Genomic DNA, 17528 nt, shown 5'->3' on the forward strand with positions numbered 1-17528 from the left:
GGTTCAGCATCCTGATTGTTGGACACGTTGGGAAAGAGGTGCCGTCAGAGGCCGCCCCTCTTTCACCAATCCAAATAATTCCTTCACCCGCTGCTCCTCCTCGCGAGACTGAGGAAGCAGGTAAGCCATACTGACGTAGATCACGAGATTGGCGAGGAGGCCCACAGTACCGGACGTCAGCCCATAAGCCCACGGCAGGAAGCCCGGATATTCAAGCTCGAGAACGACGGCAATTATAAATCCGACAACCATCCCGGCGATGGCGCCATACGTGTTCCCGCGCTTCCAAAAGATGCCGAGGAATTGCGGCACGGCAAGTTGGATGATGCCTTGATAAGCGAGGATAGCGAGCGAGAAAAGTGCCGGCAGCTCGAGGCAAGCGAGCCACGAAGACAAGATTGTCAATGCCAGCATCCCGAGCTTGGCGATGACAATCAGCTGGCGCTCGTCAAGGTGCCAGTAGTTACCGATGAGATCGTTCGCGATCTGGGCGCCGGTTGCTTGGATGTTGCCGTCGGTGTGTCCCATCGAGGCGGCGAGCACGATTACGCCTGCCAGTCCCAAGAGCCAAAGCCCCCCAGCTTGCTCGCTGACGATAAACCAAACGTCGTTGGGATGAGCCGAAACGCCCGGCATCTGCGATCCGAGCATTCCAAAGACCAAGAGCGCCACGCCGAAGATGAGCGACAATGGTACTGCAAGAGCTGCGGATTTCTTCAGGCTTTGAACTCCATCCGCGGTGAAAAGGCGAACGAAGATGTAAGGCCAGCACCAGCCTCCGATCGCGCCGGTCAAGATCAAACTGAAGACGTAAAGCGGACCCTCCTTCGAGCCGATACTGGGGATCGAGAACATTTTCTGATCAAGCGTGTCGAACGTGATGCCACGAACAAACACCATCCATAGGATGAGGCCAATCAGCGTCGCGCTACCAACAATGTAAGCGACGATTCCTTGAGCCATATCGGAAATGACGACGCCTCGCATGCCCATGCGCATCGTCCACACTTGCCGTAACGCGATGATGGCTACTCCAAGCATGACGGAGTGCGCAAACGACAACGTGCCGAGCGACATATGTTGAAACAGCGTTCCGAGTGCTTGCATGCCGAGAACGAGCCACGGGATACCCGAGATGATCCCGACTACAGCTGCAATGGTCCGGATATGCCGTGAGCCAAAACGCAGTGCCAGAAGATCGGGCTGCGTGCGCAGGTTGAACGTCTTCCCCCAAATCCAGACGGGCCGAGCCATCAGGTACATCAGGACGACGGTGAGCAGGCTGTAAGAGAGAACGTAGAACGAGATCACGCCGGCGCTAGCGGCCATTCCGCCGAAGGCCGTGAACATTGCTCCGGGGTACCACGTGTTGAGAAACGACATGGCCTGATAGCGAGCGTCGAAGGAGCGGCCCCCCACAGCGTACTCGGTGAAGCCGCGGTCCCTGATGCCGCTGAACTGCAGAATGACGATGATAATTGCGAAGAAGAAGGCGATTGCGCCAAACGTTATGAGCATCAGCCGGCATCCGCTCTATCGGCTTCAGTGAGATACGCGGCGACGATGCTGCAGGTGATGAAGATCGCGACGGAGACAAAGTAGAGCGCAGCGATTGGAAGCCCGAGGACCGAGGTTCGGTCACCATCAACAGCCCAATAGAGGGGCGGGGCGAGAGCCACGACTGCGTCGAGAATAAACCACGTGATGATCCATGACGCGTGTCTGCCGGGATCGGCCATACCCTGGTCGGACATTGAGGGAAGCTCCATGTTTTCTGAGTTTCTTATTTTTCTAAAAGCCGAACTCGGCACATCTCCGACGTCAGGGTTCATCCTTCGGCGGCAGGATCGGAGGGGGCAAAGGCGCAAAATTGATGGAAGGCGCACCGCCACCGAGAAACGTTGTATCGAGAAATCCGCCCGATGGATCTCCACCGATACCGCCACCTGTTCGAGCCGGCGCGCCTCCAGGATTATTCTGTCCACCGCCGGAGCCGAAGTCCTTCGGCTTAGCCTCAATGTGATGGCCAAGCATGAGCTCGTTTTTTGCCACTTTGACTTTTTTTGCGAGTTCCGCCGAATAGGGCAGCACATAAGCGCGCGGTACGAGGCTCGGCCGGTTGGAATCGTCTAACGTCTCGACCCATAGATAGATGGCGCCGGCTTCGTTATCGACGATATCGCTTTCGACAACACGCGCCCACAAAAGCTCAAATCGAGGCGGCAACGCTTCATAAGCGGACCATCCAAGCAGTCCCTGCAATCTGAAGAAGACAACAACGTATAAAGCGCTCGTCGCGACGATTGCTCCTGCCTTGGCCCTCCATGGAAGATTGCCACGCGTAACCGCTATCAAAAGGAGCGCGCCGAGCGTCGCATAAGCGAGCGCAAGCCCGAGAATTTCGCTTTGCAGGCTCATTTATCTATGCCCATGCCGGTCCAAACCGAGCCGTTAAACGTGGCGAGCTGGCGTAACAACGACTTCTGCTCGCGATTGACGCCGGTGACCTTGCCGGCCGAATCCATGGTGAAGCGGACCGCGGTCTTCTCTTCACCACTGTCGTTGAGTTCAATCGTGTCATAGTGCACGACCTGCACCGTGGGATTGAGCCTCTCGACCTTCACCGATACCGGCACGGGGCGCCCGGTGACGGCAGTAAAATGATAGACGTTGACGGTGTATTCGCCGGCGACGATCCCCCGAATACTGACGATCTCCTGTCGGATCGGCGAGTCGACCTTCGTGTCGCCCACCAGAATGAAATCGTTGGCGCCGCCGCGGTCGTCGCGGTCCAGCACCATGAAGCCGGCTTCGCGGCGACGATAAAAGACGATATGGCCGAGCGGATCCTGAACGAAGAGATCGATATCGTCGGGATGGCCGTCGGGCCACGTCATCGTGATGAGAAATTCCGCCTTGCTGTCGACTTTTCCGCCCTTCGCCTCCGGTGCGACCATCATCAGGGTGATGAAGAAGAGGAAGGCGATGACCTGCAGCGCCTTGAACAGCATCACGCCAAAGGGATCGAACGGTTCGTCGCGAGGCCCAAAATCAAAATCGTCCATCATCGGCGTGCAACCGATTGTCGCTCAAGGGCGGAGACGACATGAACCTCGGTGACGCCGACAGCAAAATTGAACAGCCGGCTCGTGGCGTCATCGAGCATGTAGTATTGTATTTTGATGAGGATCGAGCCGACGAGCCCCGCCAGCGTCGTGTACATGGCAACCGCCATACCATCGCTCATCAGGGTCATCGAAGATTTGAGCGCGCCGCGATTGTCCGCATCGAGACCCGCAATGGGTGCGAGCATCATGATGAAGCCCACGATCGTACCAAGAAGACCGAGCTTCATCAGCGTATCGCTTGCAAATGCCCCGAAGTGATTTGATCCGCGCAGTTGGCTGGCGAGGCCGCGCAAGAGGAGGGTTTGATCAAGACGCGAGGGGCCCTGCGTTTTCGCTTTGGTTGCCAGATTGCGAATGTGCGTCGTGAGGACGCCGTCCGGCAGCCCGCCTGCGGTCGCTAGAGCGCCACTATCGAACTCGAGATGCCGGCCGTCGGCGACGAACTCCGCCGAACGCCGGGCCGCATCGTCCTCGCGCGAGATGACGATCGTGCGCCACAGGCAGTGCAGCGACGCACCGATGTAAAGGAGCGCGATCAGAGACGAAATATGCGTCCGGTCGCTGACCACCATTTTCTGGATAAGGCCATAATGCCAAAGGAGCACGACAGCAAAGCCAGTGATACCGGTAAAGATCAGCCAGTGCAGCAACGGCCCGCGTCGGACGATATCGCGCATGTCTTGGAGTTTCACGTCTTCCACGCGGTTGAGCTTTCTCACGGGTTGAAGCGCGGGTTCCTTCCGCGCAGATGATGATCCGGTCGGCGTCATGTTCTGAAACAGCGCATCAAAGCGCGCTCCCGGATCTCGGACGAACGTCCGCCCGGTCGGACATTGCCCGCGATCTGCGCGTTGCCGAAGGGCACGGAACACGCCCTGAGTTGGGCAATATGCCCGACGTGGCCCCAAGCCCCTTGCCAAGTCCCCGCCTCTCGGTGCCAAGTTTGCCGCGCCGGAATTGAGAGCCCGCAACACGGAGCCTAGCCATGCACTTGCTCGTTCACCTCGTCGGACGCCTTCTCGCCGTCGTGTCGCTCTGTCTTGCCGGCGCAATCGGCTGGGTGATGATCGATGCGCACCGGTCGATCGAGGCTGTGACCTCAGCGACCGCCGAGCGCGTCGGCCAGCGACTCGAAGGCCTCTACTGGCAAAAGCTCTTGTGGCGGGCGGGCATGAGCAAGGACACCCTGCTGCCGATGCCTGATTGGGAAACGCTCGCGACCGCAAGCGTCGTTTCTCCCGGCGTCTGCGTGACGTTCGTCCCGCCGAATGACGATCCGCGGCAGATGTGCAGTCAGATCGAAGCGCTCGGCACTGCCGCGCCCGCGTGGTTCGCAGAGGTCAATAATTTCCTTTTCGGCGTCGAGGCGCCGGTGAAGCGCTACCTCTCGCTTCGCGACAGGAACGCCGGCTTCATCCTCTCGGCCGCCGAGCCGGACGCGGCGCAGCGGCTTTCGTGGCATCAAGTCTCGATCGTCGTCGGCGTCGCGATGGCCATGGCGGCTGCCATCGCCGTTCTCGCGACGTTGATGATCGGCCATGCCCTCATCCCGGCGCGAACCATCATCGATGGCTTGCGTAAGCTGAAGCAGGGCGACCTCGGCTGGCGCCTGCCGCGATTCCGGACTGTCGAGTTCAACCTCATCGCCGGGGCTGTCAACAACCTCTCGGAAGAGCTCGCGCGCACGAATGCTGCTCGCGTGGCGCTGACGGCGCGACTGTTCCAGGTTCAGGAGGAGGAGCGCCGCGCGCTCGCCCGCGACCTGCATGATGAGTTCGGACAGTGCCTGACGGCGACCGCCGCCCTCGCTGCCAGCATCGAAGCCGGCGCGCCGCCCGACCGCGAGGATCTTGCCGACGAAGCGCGCGCCATCGGTCGCGCGCAGAAGCGCATGATGGATAATCTACGGAGTGCCCTCGTGCGTCTGCGCTCGCAGGACATCGATGAAATCGGCCTTGAGGCGAGTCTCCGCCAGCTCGTCTCCGAGCACAACACGCGGCCGGCCTCCGACGCCGTGTTTCGGTTGAATGTGATCGGCAAGCTGGCCGCTTTGCCGAAGCAGGCAGCGATCGATATCTATCGCATCGCTCAGGAGTGCCTGACCAATGCCGTCAAGCACGGTACCCCGACCGAGGTGCGCCTTAGCGTAGAGCGCCGGATGAGCGACAGCGAAACCATCGCTCTGACCGTCGAGGACGATGGTGGCGGCGACGCCACGCGGGTCAATGGCGACCAGGGTCACGGCATTCTTGGTATCCGCGAGCGCATCGCCGCTCTGGGCGGCAGCCTGTCGATCGGCAAGGCCGCGAACGGTGTGCGCGTCGCGGCGATTATCCCGGTTATGGCACCGCGAAATGCGCAGGCATTCGGCCACGCTTTCGCATGAGCGGCATCGAGATCCTGCTGGTCGACGATCATCCGATCGTTCGCGAGGGCTACCATCGCCTGCTCGAACGCCAGCCGGAATTTCACGTCTGCGCCGAAGCCGACGACGCGCAGCAAGCCTATCGCGCCTATAAAGAGCATCATCCGAACGTCGTTGTGATGGACCTCGCTCTGCCCGGCGCGAGCGGCCTCGAAGCCGTCCGCCATATCCGCCTATGGGATAAGAATGCGAAGATTCTCGTCTTCTCGATGCATCAGGGCGCCGCGTTCGCGCTCAAGGCGTTCGAAGCCGGCGCTTCGGGATACATCACAAAGAGTAGCTCACCAAAGGAACTGGTAGGCGCCGTGAAGACAATCGCCGCGGGCGGACGCTTTCTGAGCGAGGATATATCGCGGGCGATTGCCGTGGATCGCTTGGCGGGACCCGAGCGCGCGATCGACCAACTCGGACCTCGGGAAACTGAAATTCTCCGCCTGCTCGCTTCGGGGCTGGCCAGCGAGGCGATCGCCGAGCTTTTAAACCTCAGCCCAAAGACAGTGCGCAATCACCACTATGCGATCAAAAGCAAGATCGGTGCGCAAAATGACGCTCATCTCGTCTGGCTCGCTGTCGGCGCTGGTCTCGTCAATATCGACGACGCGAGATTTGATGCCCAAGCGTCGTAGCGCTTTTTATCGCGCCCACCGCACTACACTTTCGGTCTTGGTCCGGAACAGACTGCCAACAATATGACTGTCAGCGCGCCTTGCGCACCGTGACTGTCTTTGTCTTGCGCTCATCGGCAGCAACGCGAATGATCGTATCGCGTAGCCAAATGTGCGCGGGATCCGTGTCGTAGGAGGCATGCCACAGCAGCCAACTCTTGAGTTCCGGCAGCTCGACGGGCGGCGGGCTGAGGCTGAGGCCCAGCTCCTCGGCAAAATAGTGTGCGAGTCTCGCATGCATGGTGGTAACGACCGCCGCGCCAGCAACGAGAAACGGAACGGCGACGAAGCGCGGCGTCACCAGTGCGATCTTGCGGCTAAGGCCAAGTCGTTCCAGCGCCTCATCCACCACGCCGCGCTCGCCACTGCGCAGGCTCGTCAGGACGTGCGGCAGTCGCACGTAATCCTTAAGGGAGATCGGTGGTTCTACCTGCACCTTCTCGGCGTTGAACATGACGAGATAGGTATCCGTGCTCAGCAATCGCTGCTTGTGGTGCATCTGGCCGCCGGCGAATGCACCGACTCCAACGCCGAGATCCAGTCGATCGGCATCGAGGTCATCGAGCAGGCCTTGTCCCTCGGCGGCGTAGAAGCGAAAGCGAATTCCGGGCGCGTGCTCGCAAACGTAGGCAAGCAGCGCCGGACCCACCAGGACCTCGACGCTGTCGGGCAAGCCGATACGAAAGACCCGCTCCGCCGTCGCCGGATCGAACGCTTGCTCGGGCGAGACCAACGTCTCGATTTGCGCCAGCGCGATGCGTACCGGGTCGGCGAGCGCCAAAGCGCGCGGGGTCGGCTGCATCCCAGCCGGGCCGCGCGTCAGGAGTTCATCGCCAAACAGCTCACGCAGCCGAGCCAGATTGTGGCTCATGGCCGATTGACCGATGCCGATCCGAGCGGCCGCCCTGGTTACGCTGCGCTCCGCGAGCAGCGCGTCGAGAGCGACCAGTAGATTGAGGTCCACGCGGGATAAATTGATGTGGTCGATGGGCATTATCGATCCAATTCATTGGACTAATTATGCCCTCACTATCATCTCTCTGAGCAACAGACCAGATCATCCGCGTTCTGGCGTCCAATCAGCAGAGTTAGGAAATAGTCATGAGCCTTTCAAAAATTGCCTTCGTCGCTGCGGTCGCCGCCTTGGCTTCGACCGGTTCGGCGTACGCCGGTGGGCCGCGCGCCCACAAGATCGACCTCGGCGGCGTCAACGGCGTTGCCTACTACACCGAGGAAGCCGGCCGCTTCCGTGTCGTCGCGACACTCGCTCAACAAGAGGGTCTCCCCATCCGCGTTGAGACGGTGCTCGCCCCAGGCCAGTCGGTCGTCCTCTCGACGGCAAAGGGTCAGGCTGGATCGACGAGCGTTGAACTCAGCCGTGAAAACAACGACCTGACGGTTCTTCCCGTCGCCGCGACCAACTAAGGCCACCTCTCGAATGAAAGGGCCCGGCATTTGCGCCGGGCCTATTTGTTTTTCCAAGGCTGACAGTTGCGGGGCCGGTGCCTCCTTTGGCACGTTGCTTGGAGCGGATGGAGCCCATCACCCGCTCCAACCGCCTGAGAAATTCTCTCGATAAAACAAAAGTGTTTGGAAACTCCAGAGGTTTCGCGCGACGCTGAAGTCAGAAAACGTCCTACATTCCTTGCGTTGCGTCGAGCGGTGCTGACCGACCGCCGCACTCGCGGCCAGCATCGAAGCCGGCGCGACGCCCGGAGACGTGAAGCTCACGTCTAACATGCTCGAAGCAAACGCGTTGGCGTGCGGGGCTTAGAAGTTTCCTTTGGCGGGCACTCGCGACGCCAGCGGTAATATACGTGACATCCGTTACCCCAATCGACCGAGCCGCATCCGGAGCCTTGGTCCCTCGGGACACCAGAACGTCCATCTATGATGGATGGGTACGGCTAGTCCGCATCATAAATAATAAACCTATGAATTGGAAAAGCGTGCGGAAACGTTCCCGGCGAGAACGCTTCTAACAATAACCTCCGTTGACAGATTATTAAGGCACGCGGTCGCAGTTTGGTTGCTGCGTTCCGCGTTGTCGCACAGCCACAAAATAAAATGAGAGGAGACATGCCTTTCACTAGGTTTCGATCAGAGCGACGGGCCAACAAAGAAGCCATCAACGACGCAGTCATTCTGCTGATTATCTGCGTCGTAGTGTGGGTTCTCATAGAACGAACAGAGACCTGCACGCGCTTCTTTCAGTACGTGGCAGCACACCCGGATATGGAACTCGACTCTGTCGTCTTGGCGGGCATATTTTCGGCCATCGGCTTACTGATCTTCGCGCTTCGGCGTTGGGCTGAGGCGGCTCGCTCCGAGCAACGCTACAATAAGCTTGCTCATCGCGATGCATTAACGGGCCTCTCGAACCGGCTCTCATTCATGGAAGCGTTGGACAATGCGGTCGGTAGAGGGACCAAATACCCCTTCGCGTGCCTCTTGTTCGACCTCGACAGTTTCAAGCAGGTGAACGATCTCCGCGGTCATTTTGTAGGAGACAAACTGCTAGAAGAGGTTACCCAACGTCTCAGCAGTGTCTTGCCGCCTGGTGCGCTCCTCGCACGCATGGGCGGCGATGAGTTCGCCATGTTGTTTTCGCTAGACACGCCCCACCGTGTTACGCAGGTGGCCGGTCTCGTGATGCGTCTTGTCAGTGAACCGCAGATGCTTGAGGGGCAAGTCGTTCAGGTTGGAGTTTCCGTTGGAGTTGCCCGATATCCAGACGATGCCGACCAGCCCGACGCGCTTCTGCGCCGAGCCGATATTGCGCTCTATCGAGCCAAGACGCGTCAGCACTCTATTCAGCTCTTCGAACCAAGCATGGAGGACGCCGACCACCGGTATGCACTGGTTGCGGCGACGCTTCGGGATGCAATACCCAGAAGAGAGATAGTTCCCAATTATCAGCCCCTTGTAGAACTTGGGACCGGCGAGGTGATCGGCTACGAAGTGCTGGCGCGGTGGACGAACAGTCCGGTTCTCGGGTCGGTCGCGGCAAGTGAATTCATACCAGCAGCCTCGCAGGCGGGCCTCATCGACAAGTTATCCCGTCATCTCCTTGAGCAAGCGTGTTCAGAAGCAGTGCGGTGGCCGCGACCACTACGCATATCATTCAATTTGACACCACGGCAGCTTTGCGACCCACTGCTGCCAATGCAGATATTGGCGGTTTTGACAAAGACGGGCTTCTCACCGCGACGCCTTGATATCGAAATGACCGAAGATGCGCTCCTGGAAAATGCCGACACGGCGCGCGTCAATCTCCAGATGCTGAAGGACCAAGGAGTCACCCTCACGTTAGATGACTTTGGCACTGGATATTCATCGCTGCATCATCTTCGGATGTTGCCCTTCGACAAAGTTAAGATTGATCGCAGCTACGTGGGAAAGATGGTGAGCTGTGATAAATCGAGACTGATGGTCGATGCGATCATCAAGCTTGTCCACGCCGTTGAGCTTCCCGTGTTGGCCGAGGGTGTTGAGACTGAATTTCAGGCGCAAATTCTGAAAGAGTTAGGATGTGATTTTGCGCAAGGTTGGCTCTATGGCAAGGCGATGCCGAACGTTGATGTTCACCGCGCCCTCATTAGAACGAAGCGAGGGGCGCATTCGGCGGCTTTGATAGCGTAAGCATTTCCCGCTTTGAGATCAGAGGCGGCACGACCGATCACACGTCCGCTTTGCGACCTTAACCTGACCTCGATAGACCCGATCAGGGACCGGCCAATTTTTCGGAGTTGCCCCTCTCGGCAAATGGCTGACTTTGTAGCAGGCGCAGCGCTAACGAAGCGCCGCCATCCCCGGGGCGGAAATGACGAACCTCTTGTCAGTAGGATTCCGTCTTCGGCGAAAATGCTCACGTGAGCAATTCGTGTACAATGCCAAAGTGCGCTCCGCCGACGGATATGTTTCCCAAGAATAGAATTGTGTGATCAAGCGTATTGCTGCTTGTTGCTGCATGCGGTTAAGAAGCTGTTCGATATCGTTTTTGGATCCGCATCCTATAATGGATTGAGGCGACTGCAATGAAAATAACCTAATGATATGAATTACTTAAGTCATAGGTTCAGCGTGGCCCCCATGATGGATTGGACCGACCGGCATTGCCGCGCCTTCCACCGTGGGCTGACCAAGCGCGCGCTGCTCTATACCGAAATGGTCACTGCCGACGCCGTCATTCATGGCGACCGCGAGCGGCTGCTCGGCTTTTCAGGGGAGGAGCACCCGATTGCCTTACAACTCGGCGGCTCGGATCCGGCCAAGCTTGCGAACGCCGCCCGCATCGGAGCCGACCTCGGTTACGACGAAATCAATCTCAACGTCGGCTGCCCGTCAGATCGCGTCCAGGAAGGGCGCTTCGGCGCGTGCTTGATGGCCGAACCCGAACTCGTGGCCGCATGCGTTGAGGCCATGAGCGAAAGCCAACCGGTCCCCGTCACCGTCAAGTGCCGCATCGGCATCGACGATCAGGATGCCGAAGCCGACTTGCAACGCTTTATCGACGTCGTCGCGGAGACCGGTTGCCGAACCTTTGTGGTGCATGCCCGCAAGGCGTGGCTGAAGGGACTTTCGCCGAAAGAGAACCGCGAAGTTCCTCCGCTCGACTACCAACGGGTCTACCGCCTGAAGGCGAGGCGTCCCGAACTTACGATCGTCATCAACGGCGGTATCGAGACCATCGCTGAAGCCCAGACTCATCTCGACCATGTCGACGGTGTGATGCTCGGACGCGCGGCCTATCAAAATCCGTACATTCTGGCCGACGTCGACCGCGCGATCTTCGGCGAGCCTACGTCGGCGCCGACGCGTGACGAGGCGCTGTCGCAGATGCTTCCCTATGCAAACCGCCACCTTGCGAAAGGGGGCCGCCTCTCGAATATCACCCGCCATGTTCTCGGCCTTTATCATGGCCAGCCGCGTGGCCGAGTCTTTCGGCGCATCCTGAGCGAGCGCGGCAGCCAAGCCTCCGCAACAGCCGACGTTTTGAGCGACGCGATCGCGCTTGCGGAGCAAGGCATCACCCGGCAAGTCCGGCCGGACGCAGCCTGAGACCATCGCATGTCGGCATCAGGCCTTACGACGCAGTATCTGATTGAGTTATTGGCGCTGCTCGCTTGCGCTGGCTTGCTAGCGGGATTTCTTTCCGGACTTCTCGGAATCGGTGGTGGTGGCGTACTCGTGCCGGTGCTCTACGAAGCGTTTGGTGCCGCCGGCGTTTCCGAAGACGTTCGCATGCACGTCACACTCGGGACGACGCTCGGCGTCATCGCCCCGACCGTCTTTCGCTCGTTCTCGGCATTCCACGCTCGCGGCAGCGTCGATCTCGACGTCGTCAAGCGCATGGGACCGTGGATCTTCCTCGGCGTCGTCGCGGGCATCGTCATCGCTTATTACGCCAGCAGCGAGGTGCTGCGCTGGTTGTGGGTTGTCTTCGGCACGTCGTTGGCGCTGAAAATGTTCCTCGGACGTGACAACTGGAAAATCGCCGACACCCTGCCGCGCCCGCCGTGGCTGGAGGTCGGCGCGTCGCTCATCGGACTGATATCGACGCTGATGGGGATTGGCGGTGCGACGTTCACCGTTCCGCTGTTGACGCTACACGGTATGCCGCTGCTGAAAGCTGTCGGCACCGCGACGGGCATCGGCGCCGTCATCGCCGTTCCTGGCATCGCGGGCTACATCATCTCCGGTTGGGGAGAGCAGGGGCTGCCGCCGCTTTCGCTCGGCTATGTCAACCTTGGCGCCTGCCTCATCGCACCGCTGGCGGTGCTCACCGCACCTTACGGCGTGAGGCTTGCCCACCATATTTCGAAGCGTACGCTGGAACTTGCCTTCGCGGTCTTCATCACGACGGTCGTCGCCCGCTTTCTGTGGACCTTGCTTTAAGGCGCCGCCGTATCGCACTTGGCGCGGATTTTTGCGGCTGAGCGGTTGAATGTGTGGGCTGCGACGAGACCGGAAGCGATCACCGCGAGCGCCATACCGATCATTTGCGGATCAATGGAGCGCACGTTTCTGGCAAGTCCGAGCAGCAACAATGCGCCGGGCATCAGTCCCAGAAGATAGATGCGCGTTGCCTCCGAGGCCGGAACCGCACGCGTCCAACTATAAAGGCTGAAAATTGCGGGAGCGAGCAGCAGCGCATAAAACGGCGCGGTGATGATCGACAGATGTGCGGCGATCATCGCGACGATGTTGAAATGGCGACTCATGAGATCGCCGAGCAGCAGGTAAGTCGCGAAGCCGGCTCCGAATGCTGCCATGTAGGCACGCACGAACTCTATGAAGCGTAGACTCGAAGAGACCGCTTTATGGGTAATCGCCGCGCGATCGTTCCATGCGTCAGCGGCAGCGAGGACGATGGCCTCATCCGCGCGCGGAATGCGTTGCACGGTCGATTGGCGTGGCGCCGCCGCCGCCTCGCCGCGTCGTAAAGGCTGATAGGGTTTGATTCCGGCGCCGGGCCGTTTGCCGAAGATAGAGTTCATGCTCGGGCACCGTTGCCGACTTAATCCACCGCAGGGATAGCGTGGGTGGGGCAACAAGGACTTAAAGCGCAAGGTTTTGAAAGGCTGCCGGCGCTTTAAGACGCGGCTATGCTTTACGAAAGATAAAAAGAAATACGGGCAGCATTACTGCTGCCCGCGATGAAACTAAAATCGCGCCATCAAATCATACCGCTATTTTCTGATTGTATTCGCCGACCTCGGGAAAGCGCGACAGCTGCAGGTCGATGTCCTTGAAGATCGCCTTCATGTTGGCTTCCGACGTCGGGCTTTCGACCACGACGACGAGCTCCGGCTTGTTCGAGGAAGCGCGAACGAGACCCCAGGTGCCATCCTCCAGCATCACGCGCACGCCGTTGACGGTGATGAGATCGCGTATCGACTGTCCCGCGACCAGGCCACCCGTTTCCTTCAGGTGCGTGTAGTGCTCGGTAACGCGATCGACGACGCCATACTTCTTCTCGTCGTCGCAATGCGGCGACATCGTCGGCGAGCCGAAGGTCTTGGGCAACGCGTCGCGCAGATCGGCGACCGTTTTTCCAGGGCTGCGGTCGAGCATGTCGCAAACGGCTATTCCCGAAACAAAGCCGTCGTCGTAGCCGCGACCGAGCGGCTCGTTGAAGAAGAAATGGCCCGACTTCTCGAAGCCGACCAGCGTTTTGTGTTCGAAGTTATAGCGCTTGATATAGCTGTGCCCGGTCTTCCAGTAACTCGTCGTCGCGCCGTTCGCGATGAGCACGGGGTCAGTCGTGAAAAGGCCGGTCGATTTCACGTCGACCACGAACGTCGCTTTCTTGTAGATCGCCGAAATATCGCGCGCGAGCATCACGCCGACTTTGTCCGCGAAGATTTCATGCCCGTCGTTGGCGACGACCCCGCAGCGATCGCCGTCGCCGTCGAACGCCAAGCCGACATCGGCGCCTGTTTCAAGAACTTTGGCCGAAACCGCGTGAAGCATTTTCATGTCTTCGGGATTCGGGTTGTGGTTCGGGAACGTGTAGTCGAGTTCGGTGTCGAGCGGCACAACTTCGCAGCCGATGGCCTCAAGAACTTGCTGAGCGAATGCGCCCGCGGTGCCGTTGCCGCATGCGGCGACAACCTTGAGATGGCGCTTTAGCTTTGGCCGGTTTGTCAGCGCCTTGATGTAGCGTTCGGCCAGATCCTGAACGAAGATATAGCGGCCGCCGGTTTTTGCCTCGAATTCGCCGTTGAGGACAATCGATTTCAATTCGGTCATGTCGTCGGGGCCGAACGTCAACGGCCGCGACAATCCCATCTTGATACCGGTCCAGCCGTTGTCGTTGTGACTCGCCGTCACCATCGCGACGCCTTCGACGTCGAGTTCGAACTGCGCGAAGTACGCCATCGGCGAAGTAACGAGGCCAATATCGTGAACCTCGCAACCCCCGGCAAGAAGACCCATCATGAGCGCCTGCTTAACGGCGCCGGAGTATGAGCGATAGTCGTGACCGACGACGATGCGTTTCGGTACGCCGCGGCGCGCGAATAGCGCCGCCATTCCAAGCCCGACGGCATTGAGCCCCATCAGGTTGATTTCTTCCGGGTACAGCCAGCGTGCATCGTATTCACGAAAGCCGGTCGGCTTGACGAGCGGAAAGCGTTCGAAGTCAGCGGTGTTGGGCTTCAGATCGGCGCGCGGCTTCGGCAGCATAAAGGCTCTCCTCGAGCGTTGTTCATCGGGGAACGTAACGCGCCAACGCTAGCGCGCGGTTCCGACGCGCCGCTCTATCAGCAATGTTCTGGGCGGAAAAGTGGAATAGTCACTCTTCGAGAAGTAGAGTGTCGCCGCGCATTTCGACGCGCGATAGCCGCCCTAGAAATGACATGCCGAGCAATGTCCGCTGAGAAGCACCCCTCTCGGAAACGACGGCTTGCACGTTCCTGACTGTAATATCGCCGATTTGGATGCTCGAAATTGTGACGGGAGCCACCCGGGCGATGCCGTTCGCCGTCTGTGCGGCATGGGTGAAATCCGAGGGATTGACGAAAATTCCAGCCCTGCCGGCGTCATCGTAGGAGAGTGCGACAAGAGACGCGCCCGTATCGACCATGACGTCGACGGGCCGGCCATTGATCTCGGCTTCCGTCAGAAAGTGGCCGTATTCGCCTGCCGGCAGCGTAACGGCGCCGGGCTGGCTTGCGACGGAAGCAGGTTGTGTGCCGTCGTGAGCAGTGTCGCTGGGCGCACCTGGAGGCGCCTCGGCCGAGGACATCGACGTCACGCCGACGCGATCCAGCAATCCGATGATGGTTCCGGGATGGCTCAGGCTATAGGCGAGTCCGGCCGCCCCCAACGCGGCGAGCGCGAAAGACGCAAAGAGGCTGGCCGTTGCCGATGACATTCCGGTCGCCTTTCAAATGCGCCGACGATGATCCACTGAGGGCATGTTTATTGCCGGAGGGTCGCGAAGTTGCCCGCTACCTCATAAGAGGTCAGACGTCTTAAAAAACTCGTACCGAGCAGGTTTTCGTTAAGACTTCCCGCTCGCGCGACCAAGCCTTCGACGTCGCCCATGAAAAGCGGGCCGATGCGCACGGATTTCAGTCGGATCGGGGCGAGATAGCTCGTCCCATTGGCGGTGCGAAGGGGCGTGTCGTAGTTCAGCCCCTTGACGTCGATCCCGGCTTTCTCGGCATCCGACTGCTTGAGAATAACGGTTGCGGCGCCGTTATCGAGCCGCACGGTCATCGTCGCGCCGTTGATTTCCGAATTCGCGAAAAAGCCGCCGTCGTCGCTTCGCCGAAGCCGAACTGACGCCGAAGCATCGCGCATCAGCGGCGCAACTTCGTTTGCAGGCTTCGCAAATGTGAAATAGTCCGCGAGCGCCAGCGGCGCGCTTTTGTTGAAGGCGCCGGTCACCAGCACAGCTCCGGAAATGCACGCGACGAGCGTCGGCCAGAGCGCGAGGCGGCGCTCACCGCGATGGCTCAGGAGCGTCGCGAGATAGAGAGCGATCAGAATTCCAATGACAGAGACGGCGACGGGCAGGTTCGGGATAGCATCGAAATTGAGCCCCCCGAATGCCGTCGTGCCGAGTACTCCGGCGAGGCCGACGACGACAATGAAAAGCAAGATAAGCATGATCTAGCCTTGGGTGGGGAATGACGTTTAGTGCACGTCTCCCGTGAGACGGAACGGTGTTTGGGTGGTGTAGGGGGAAGCGGACCGCATTCGCGGCTGGCGCGGAGATCTCGGGGCCGCCGGATCGCGATGTCGCTCTTGCCCGAGCGGCTGCAACGGAAGGACTGCATGCAGAACGCGTTGCGGTGGCAGCGTAACCGTCACTTCGGTTCCCTTGCGCAGTTCCGACTGTAGATCGAACGTTCCGCCGTGCAGCTGAATAAGATTCTGGACGATAGAAAGTCCAAGTCCGGTGCCGCCCTCCGCCGACTCGTGCGCCAGCGAGCCTTGTCCGAACGCCTGCAAGACGCGTGGAATTTCATTTTTTGGAATGCCGGGGCCGTTATCGGCGACGGTAAGGAATTGGCCACCGTCCTGCGTATGCCCGACAATCAGCGTAATGCGTCCTCCCTTCGGCGTGAACTTCAGGGCGTTGGAGAGAAGGTTGAGACAGATCTGCCGGAGCGCGCGGGGATCGGCCCAGACCTGGGGCAGATCGGGTGCAAAATCCTCGACGATGGTCAGCGCTTTGGCGTCGGCCTTGATCTTGACCAGGCGCTGGCAATCGTCGGTGATCTCGGTGAGGCGGATCGTCTCCTCATTGAGGTCGTACCGGCCGGCTTCGATCCGCGAGAGATCGAGGATTTCGTTGATGATGCTGAGAAGGTGATCGCCGCTCTGATAGATATTCAGCGCGTAGTCCCGGTAAATGTCGCTGCCGATCGGGCCGAGTAGCTCCTTTTCCATCACTTCCGAAAAGCCCATGATGGCGTTGAGCGGTGTACGCAGCTCATGGCTCATCGTCGCGAGAAAACGCGATTTGGATTTATTGGCGGCCTCGGCGCGCCGCCGGCCTTCGTCGGAGATGGCCGTCGCTTCTTCGAGTTCCGAAATCAGATTGTCTTTCTCGGCGCGGAATTCCACCATTGCCAACGCAGTCGAATGCAGCCCTCGCGCCAGATATACGAAGAAGACGTGAATCCCGATCGCCATCGAGGCGAGCGCAAAATAAAACGGATCGCCGAGCGTGAAGAGCCGCGCCGCCACCGCAACTGTCATCGGCACAGTGCCCGCGAGAAACAGACGGGGAAGCGTCGACGCAAACGTCATCCGGATTGCGAGCACGACCATCAGCGTCGCAAAAATGAAGACGTGTGAAGAGAAGGTCGCCGGCGAGTTCAATTGCTGGCCGCCGTGGATAGACATGCCGATCAGGGCAAATGCCGCGAGCGCAAAACCGTTGACAAGTTCGATACGGACGAAATGGCGTCGCCATTGTCCGATGTTCACCTCGGCGCGCGGAATTGAAAGCAGACGCCGGCATTGATCCAGCATGTAGACGCGCGAGATGGAAACGATAGCGATCCAGGTCGTCGCCTCGGTGAAGGACGCCCAGAACATCGACGTGATGTAGAAGATGAAGCACAACGCCGGCATCGCGAAGGGCGCGCTTGTTTCGTTGCGCGCAAACATCGTCAGGAGTTCGTATTCGAATTCCGGTTTATTGACGGTGCCGTGCGTGAGCCGCTCTCGAAATGATTTGAGTTCATCGTCCCGTGACCGGCCGCGCCGCGGCGGCATCGCCACGTGCGTATCAGCCGTTTCGGCGATATCGGCGTTGTCGTCCATTCCGTGAGCCGTTATCCCATC

Annotated in this window: 17 protein-coding genes; 6 read left to right on the forward strand and 11 right to left on the reverse strand. The window is 59.6% G+C overall.

Annotated features, from left to right (window positions below; translation table 11 throughout):
* Nucleotides 1–3: 3 nt before the first annotated feature.
* The 5 genes from WC811_RS16695 to WC811_RS16715 all read right to left on the reverse strand — a co-directional run bounded on the left by WC811_RS16695 (nucleotide 4) and on the right by WC811_RS16715 (nucleotide 3805).
* Complete coding sequence (locus WC811_RS16695) at nucleotides 4–1518, reverse strand: sodium:solute symporter (RefSeq protein WP_372646449.1); 1515 nt, start codon at nucleotides 1516–1518, stop codon at nucleotides 4–6.
* Nucleotides 1518–1754: a hypothetical protein gene (locus WC811_RS16700; RefSeq protein ID WP_372646450.1), complete on the reverse strand. Its 237-nt coding sequence runs from the start codon at nucleotides 1752–1754 to the stop codon at nucleotides 1518–1520. The genes WC811_RS16695 and WC811_RS16700 overlap by 1 nt, the downstream gene beginning before the upstream one ends.
* A gap of 67 nt (nucleotides 1755–1821) precedes the next feature.
* A complete protein-coding gene (locus WC811_RS16705) occupies nucleotides 1822–2418 on the reverse strand; it encodes a hypothetical protein (protein ID WP_372646451.1) in 597 nt (198 codons plus the stop codon).
* Nucleotides 2415–3068: a hypothetical protein gene (locus WC811_RS16710; RefSeq protein ID WP_372646452.1), complete on the reverse strand. Its 654-nt coding sequence runs from the start codon at nucleotides 3066–3068 to the stop codon at nucleotides 2415–2417. The genes WC811_RS16705 and WC811_RS16710 overlap by 4 nt, the downstream gene beginning before the upstream one ends.
* Entirely contained in the window at nucleotides 3065–3805 is a 741-nt protein-coding gene (locus WC811_RS16715) for a MotA/TolQ/ExbB proton channel family protein (RefSeq protein WP_372646742.1), read from the reverse strand. Before WC811_RS16715 ends, WC811_RS16710 begins: the two co-directional genes overlap by 4 nt.
* Nucleotides 3806–4113: 308 nt before the next feature.
* On the opposite strand from WC811_RS16715, the gene WC811_RS16720 reads away from it, so the two are divergent.
* Complete coding sequence (locus tag WC811_RS16720; protein ID WP_372646453.1) at nucleotides 4114–5514, forward strand: sensor histidine kinase; 1401 nt, start codon at nucleotides 4114–4116, stop codon at nucleotides 5512–5514.
* Complete coding sequence (locus WC811_RS16725; protein ID WP_372646454.1) at nucleotides 5511–6179, forward strand: response regulator; 669 nt, start codon at nucleotides 5511–5513, stop codon at nucleotides 6177–6179. The genes WC811_RS16720 and WC811_RS16725 overlap by 4 nt, the downstream gene beginning before the upstream one ends.
* Nucleotides 6180–6249: 70 nt before the next feature.
* Here the strand turns inward: WC811_RS16725 and WC811_RS16730 are convergent, their stop codons facing one another.
* Entirely contained in the window at nucleotides 6250–7212 is a 963-nt protein-coding gene (locus WC811_RS16730; protein ID WP_372646455.1) for a LysR family transcriptional regulator, read from the reverse strand.
* Between the two features lie 107 nt (nucleotides 7213–7319).
* Between WC811_RS16730 and WC811_RS16735 the strand changes: the two genes are divergently transcribed.
* The 4 genes from WC811_RS16735 (at nucleotide 7320) to WC811_RS16750 (ending at nucleotide 12116) form a co-directional block, all read left to right on the forward strand.
* A complete protein-coding gene (locus tag WC811_RS16735) occupies nucleotides 7320–7643 on the forward strand; it encodes a hypothetical protein (RefSeq protein WP_372646456.1) in 324 nt (107 codons plus the stop codon).
* Between the two features lie 654 nt (nucleotides 7644–8297).
* Nucleotides 8298–9860: a putative bifunctional diguanylate cyclase/phosphodiesterase gene (locus WC811_RS16740; RefSeq protein WP_372646457.1), complete on the forward strand. Its 1563-nt coding sequence runs from the start codon at nucleotides 8298–8300 to the stop codon at nucleotides 9858–9860.
* A gap of 414 nt (nucleotides 9861–10274) precedes the next feature.
* Nucleotides 10275–11279: a tRNA dihydrouridine(20/20a) synthase DusA gene (gene dusA, locus WC811_RS16745; RefSeq protein ID WP_372646458.1), complete on the forward strand. Its 1005-nt coding sequence runs from the start codon at nucleotides 10275–10277 to the stop codon at nucleotides 11277–11279.
* Between the two features lie 9 nt (nucleotides 11280–11288).
* Complete coding sequence (locus tag WC811_RS16750) at nucleotides 11289–12116, forward strand: sulfite exporter TauE/SafE family protein (protein ID WP_372646459.1); 828 nt, start codon at nucleotides 11289–11291, stop codon at nucleotides 12114–12116.
* Here WC811_RS16750 and WC811_RS16755 read toward each other — a convergent pair.
* The 5 genes from WC811_RS16755 to WC811_RS16775 form a co-directional block, all read right to left on the reverse strand.
* Nucleotides 12113–12718: a hypothetical protein gene (locus WC811_RS16755; protein ID WP_372646460.1), complete on the reverse strand. Its 606-nt coding sequence runs from the start codon at nucleotides 12716–12718 to the stop codon at nucleotides 12113–12115. The genes WC811_RS16750 and WC811_RS16755 overlap by 4 nt on opposite strands.
* A gap of 184 nt (nucleotides 12719–12902) precedes the next feature.
* On the reverse strand, nucleotides 12903–14408 hold the full coding sequence (locus WC811_RS16760) for a phosphomannomutase/phosphoglucomutase (protein WP_372646461.1): 1506 nt from the start codon (nucleotides 14406–14408) through the stop codon (nucleotides 12903–12905).
* A 109-nt stretch (nucleotides 14409–14517) separates the two neighbouring features.
* Nucleotides 14518–15099, reverse strand: a complete 582-nt coding sequence (locus WC811_RS16765; RefSeq protein ID WP_372646462.1) for a TIGR02281 family clan AA aspartic protease — start codon at nucleotides 15097–15099, stop codon at nucleotides 14518–14520.
* A 47-nt stretch (nucleotides 15100–15146) separates the two neighbouring features.
* On the reverse strand, nucleotides 15147–15839 hold the full coding sequence (locus tag WC811_RS16770) for a TIGR02281 family clan AA aspartic protease (RefSeq protein ID WP_372646463.1): 693 nt from the start codon (nucleotides 15837–15839) through the stop codon (nucleotides 15147–15149).
* Between the two features lie 27 nt (nucleotides 15840–15866).
* Entirely contained in the window at nucleotides 15867–17507 is a 1641-nt protein-coding gene (locus WC811_RS16775) for a sensor histidine kinase (RefSeq protein ID WP_372646464.1), read from the reverse strand.
* Between the last annotated feature and the right edge of the window lie 21 nt (nucleotides 17508–17528).

This window comes from Hyphomicrobium sp., assembly GCF_041659645.1.
Lineage (GTDB): Bacteria > Pseudomonadota > Alphaproteobacteria > Rhizobiales > Hyphomicrobiaceae > Hyphomicrobium_B.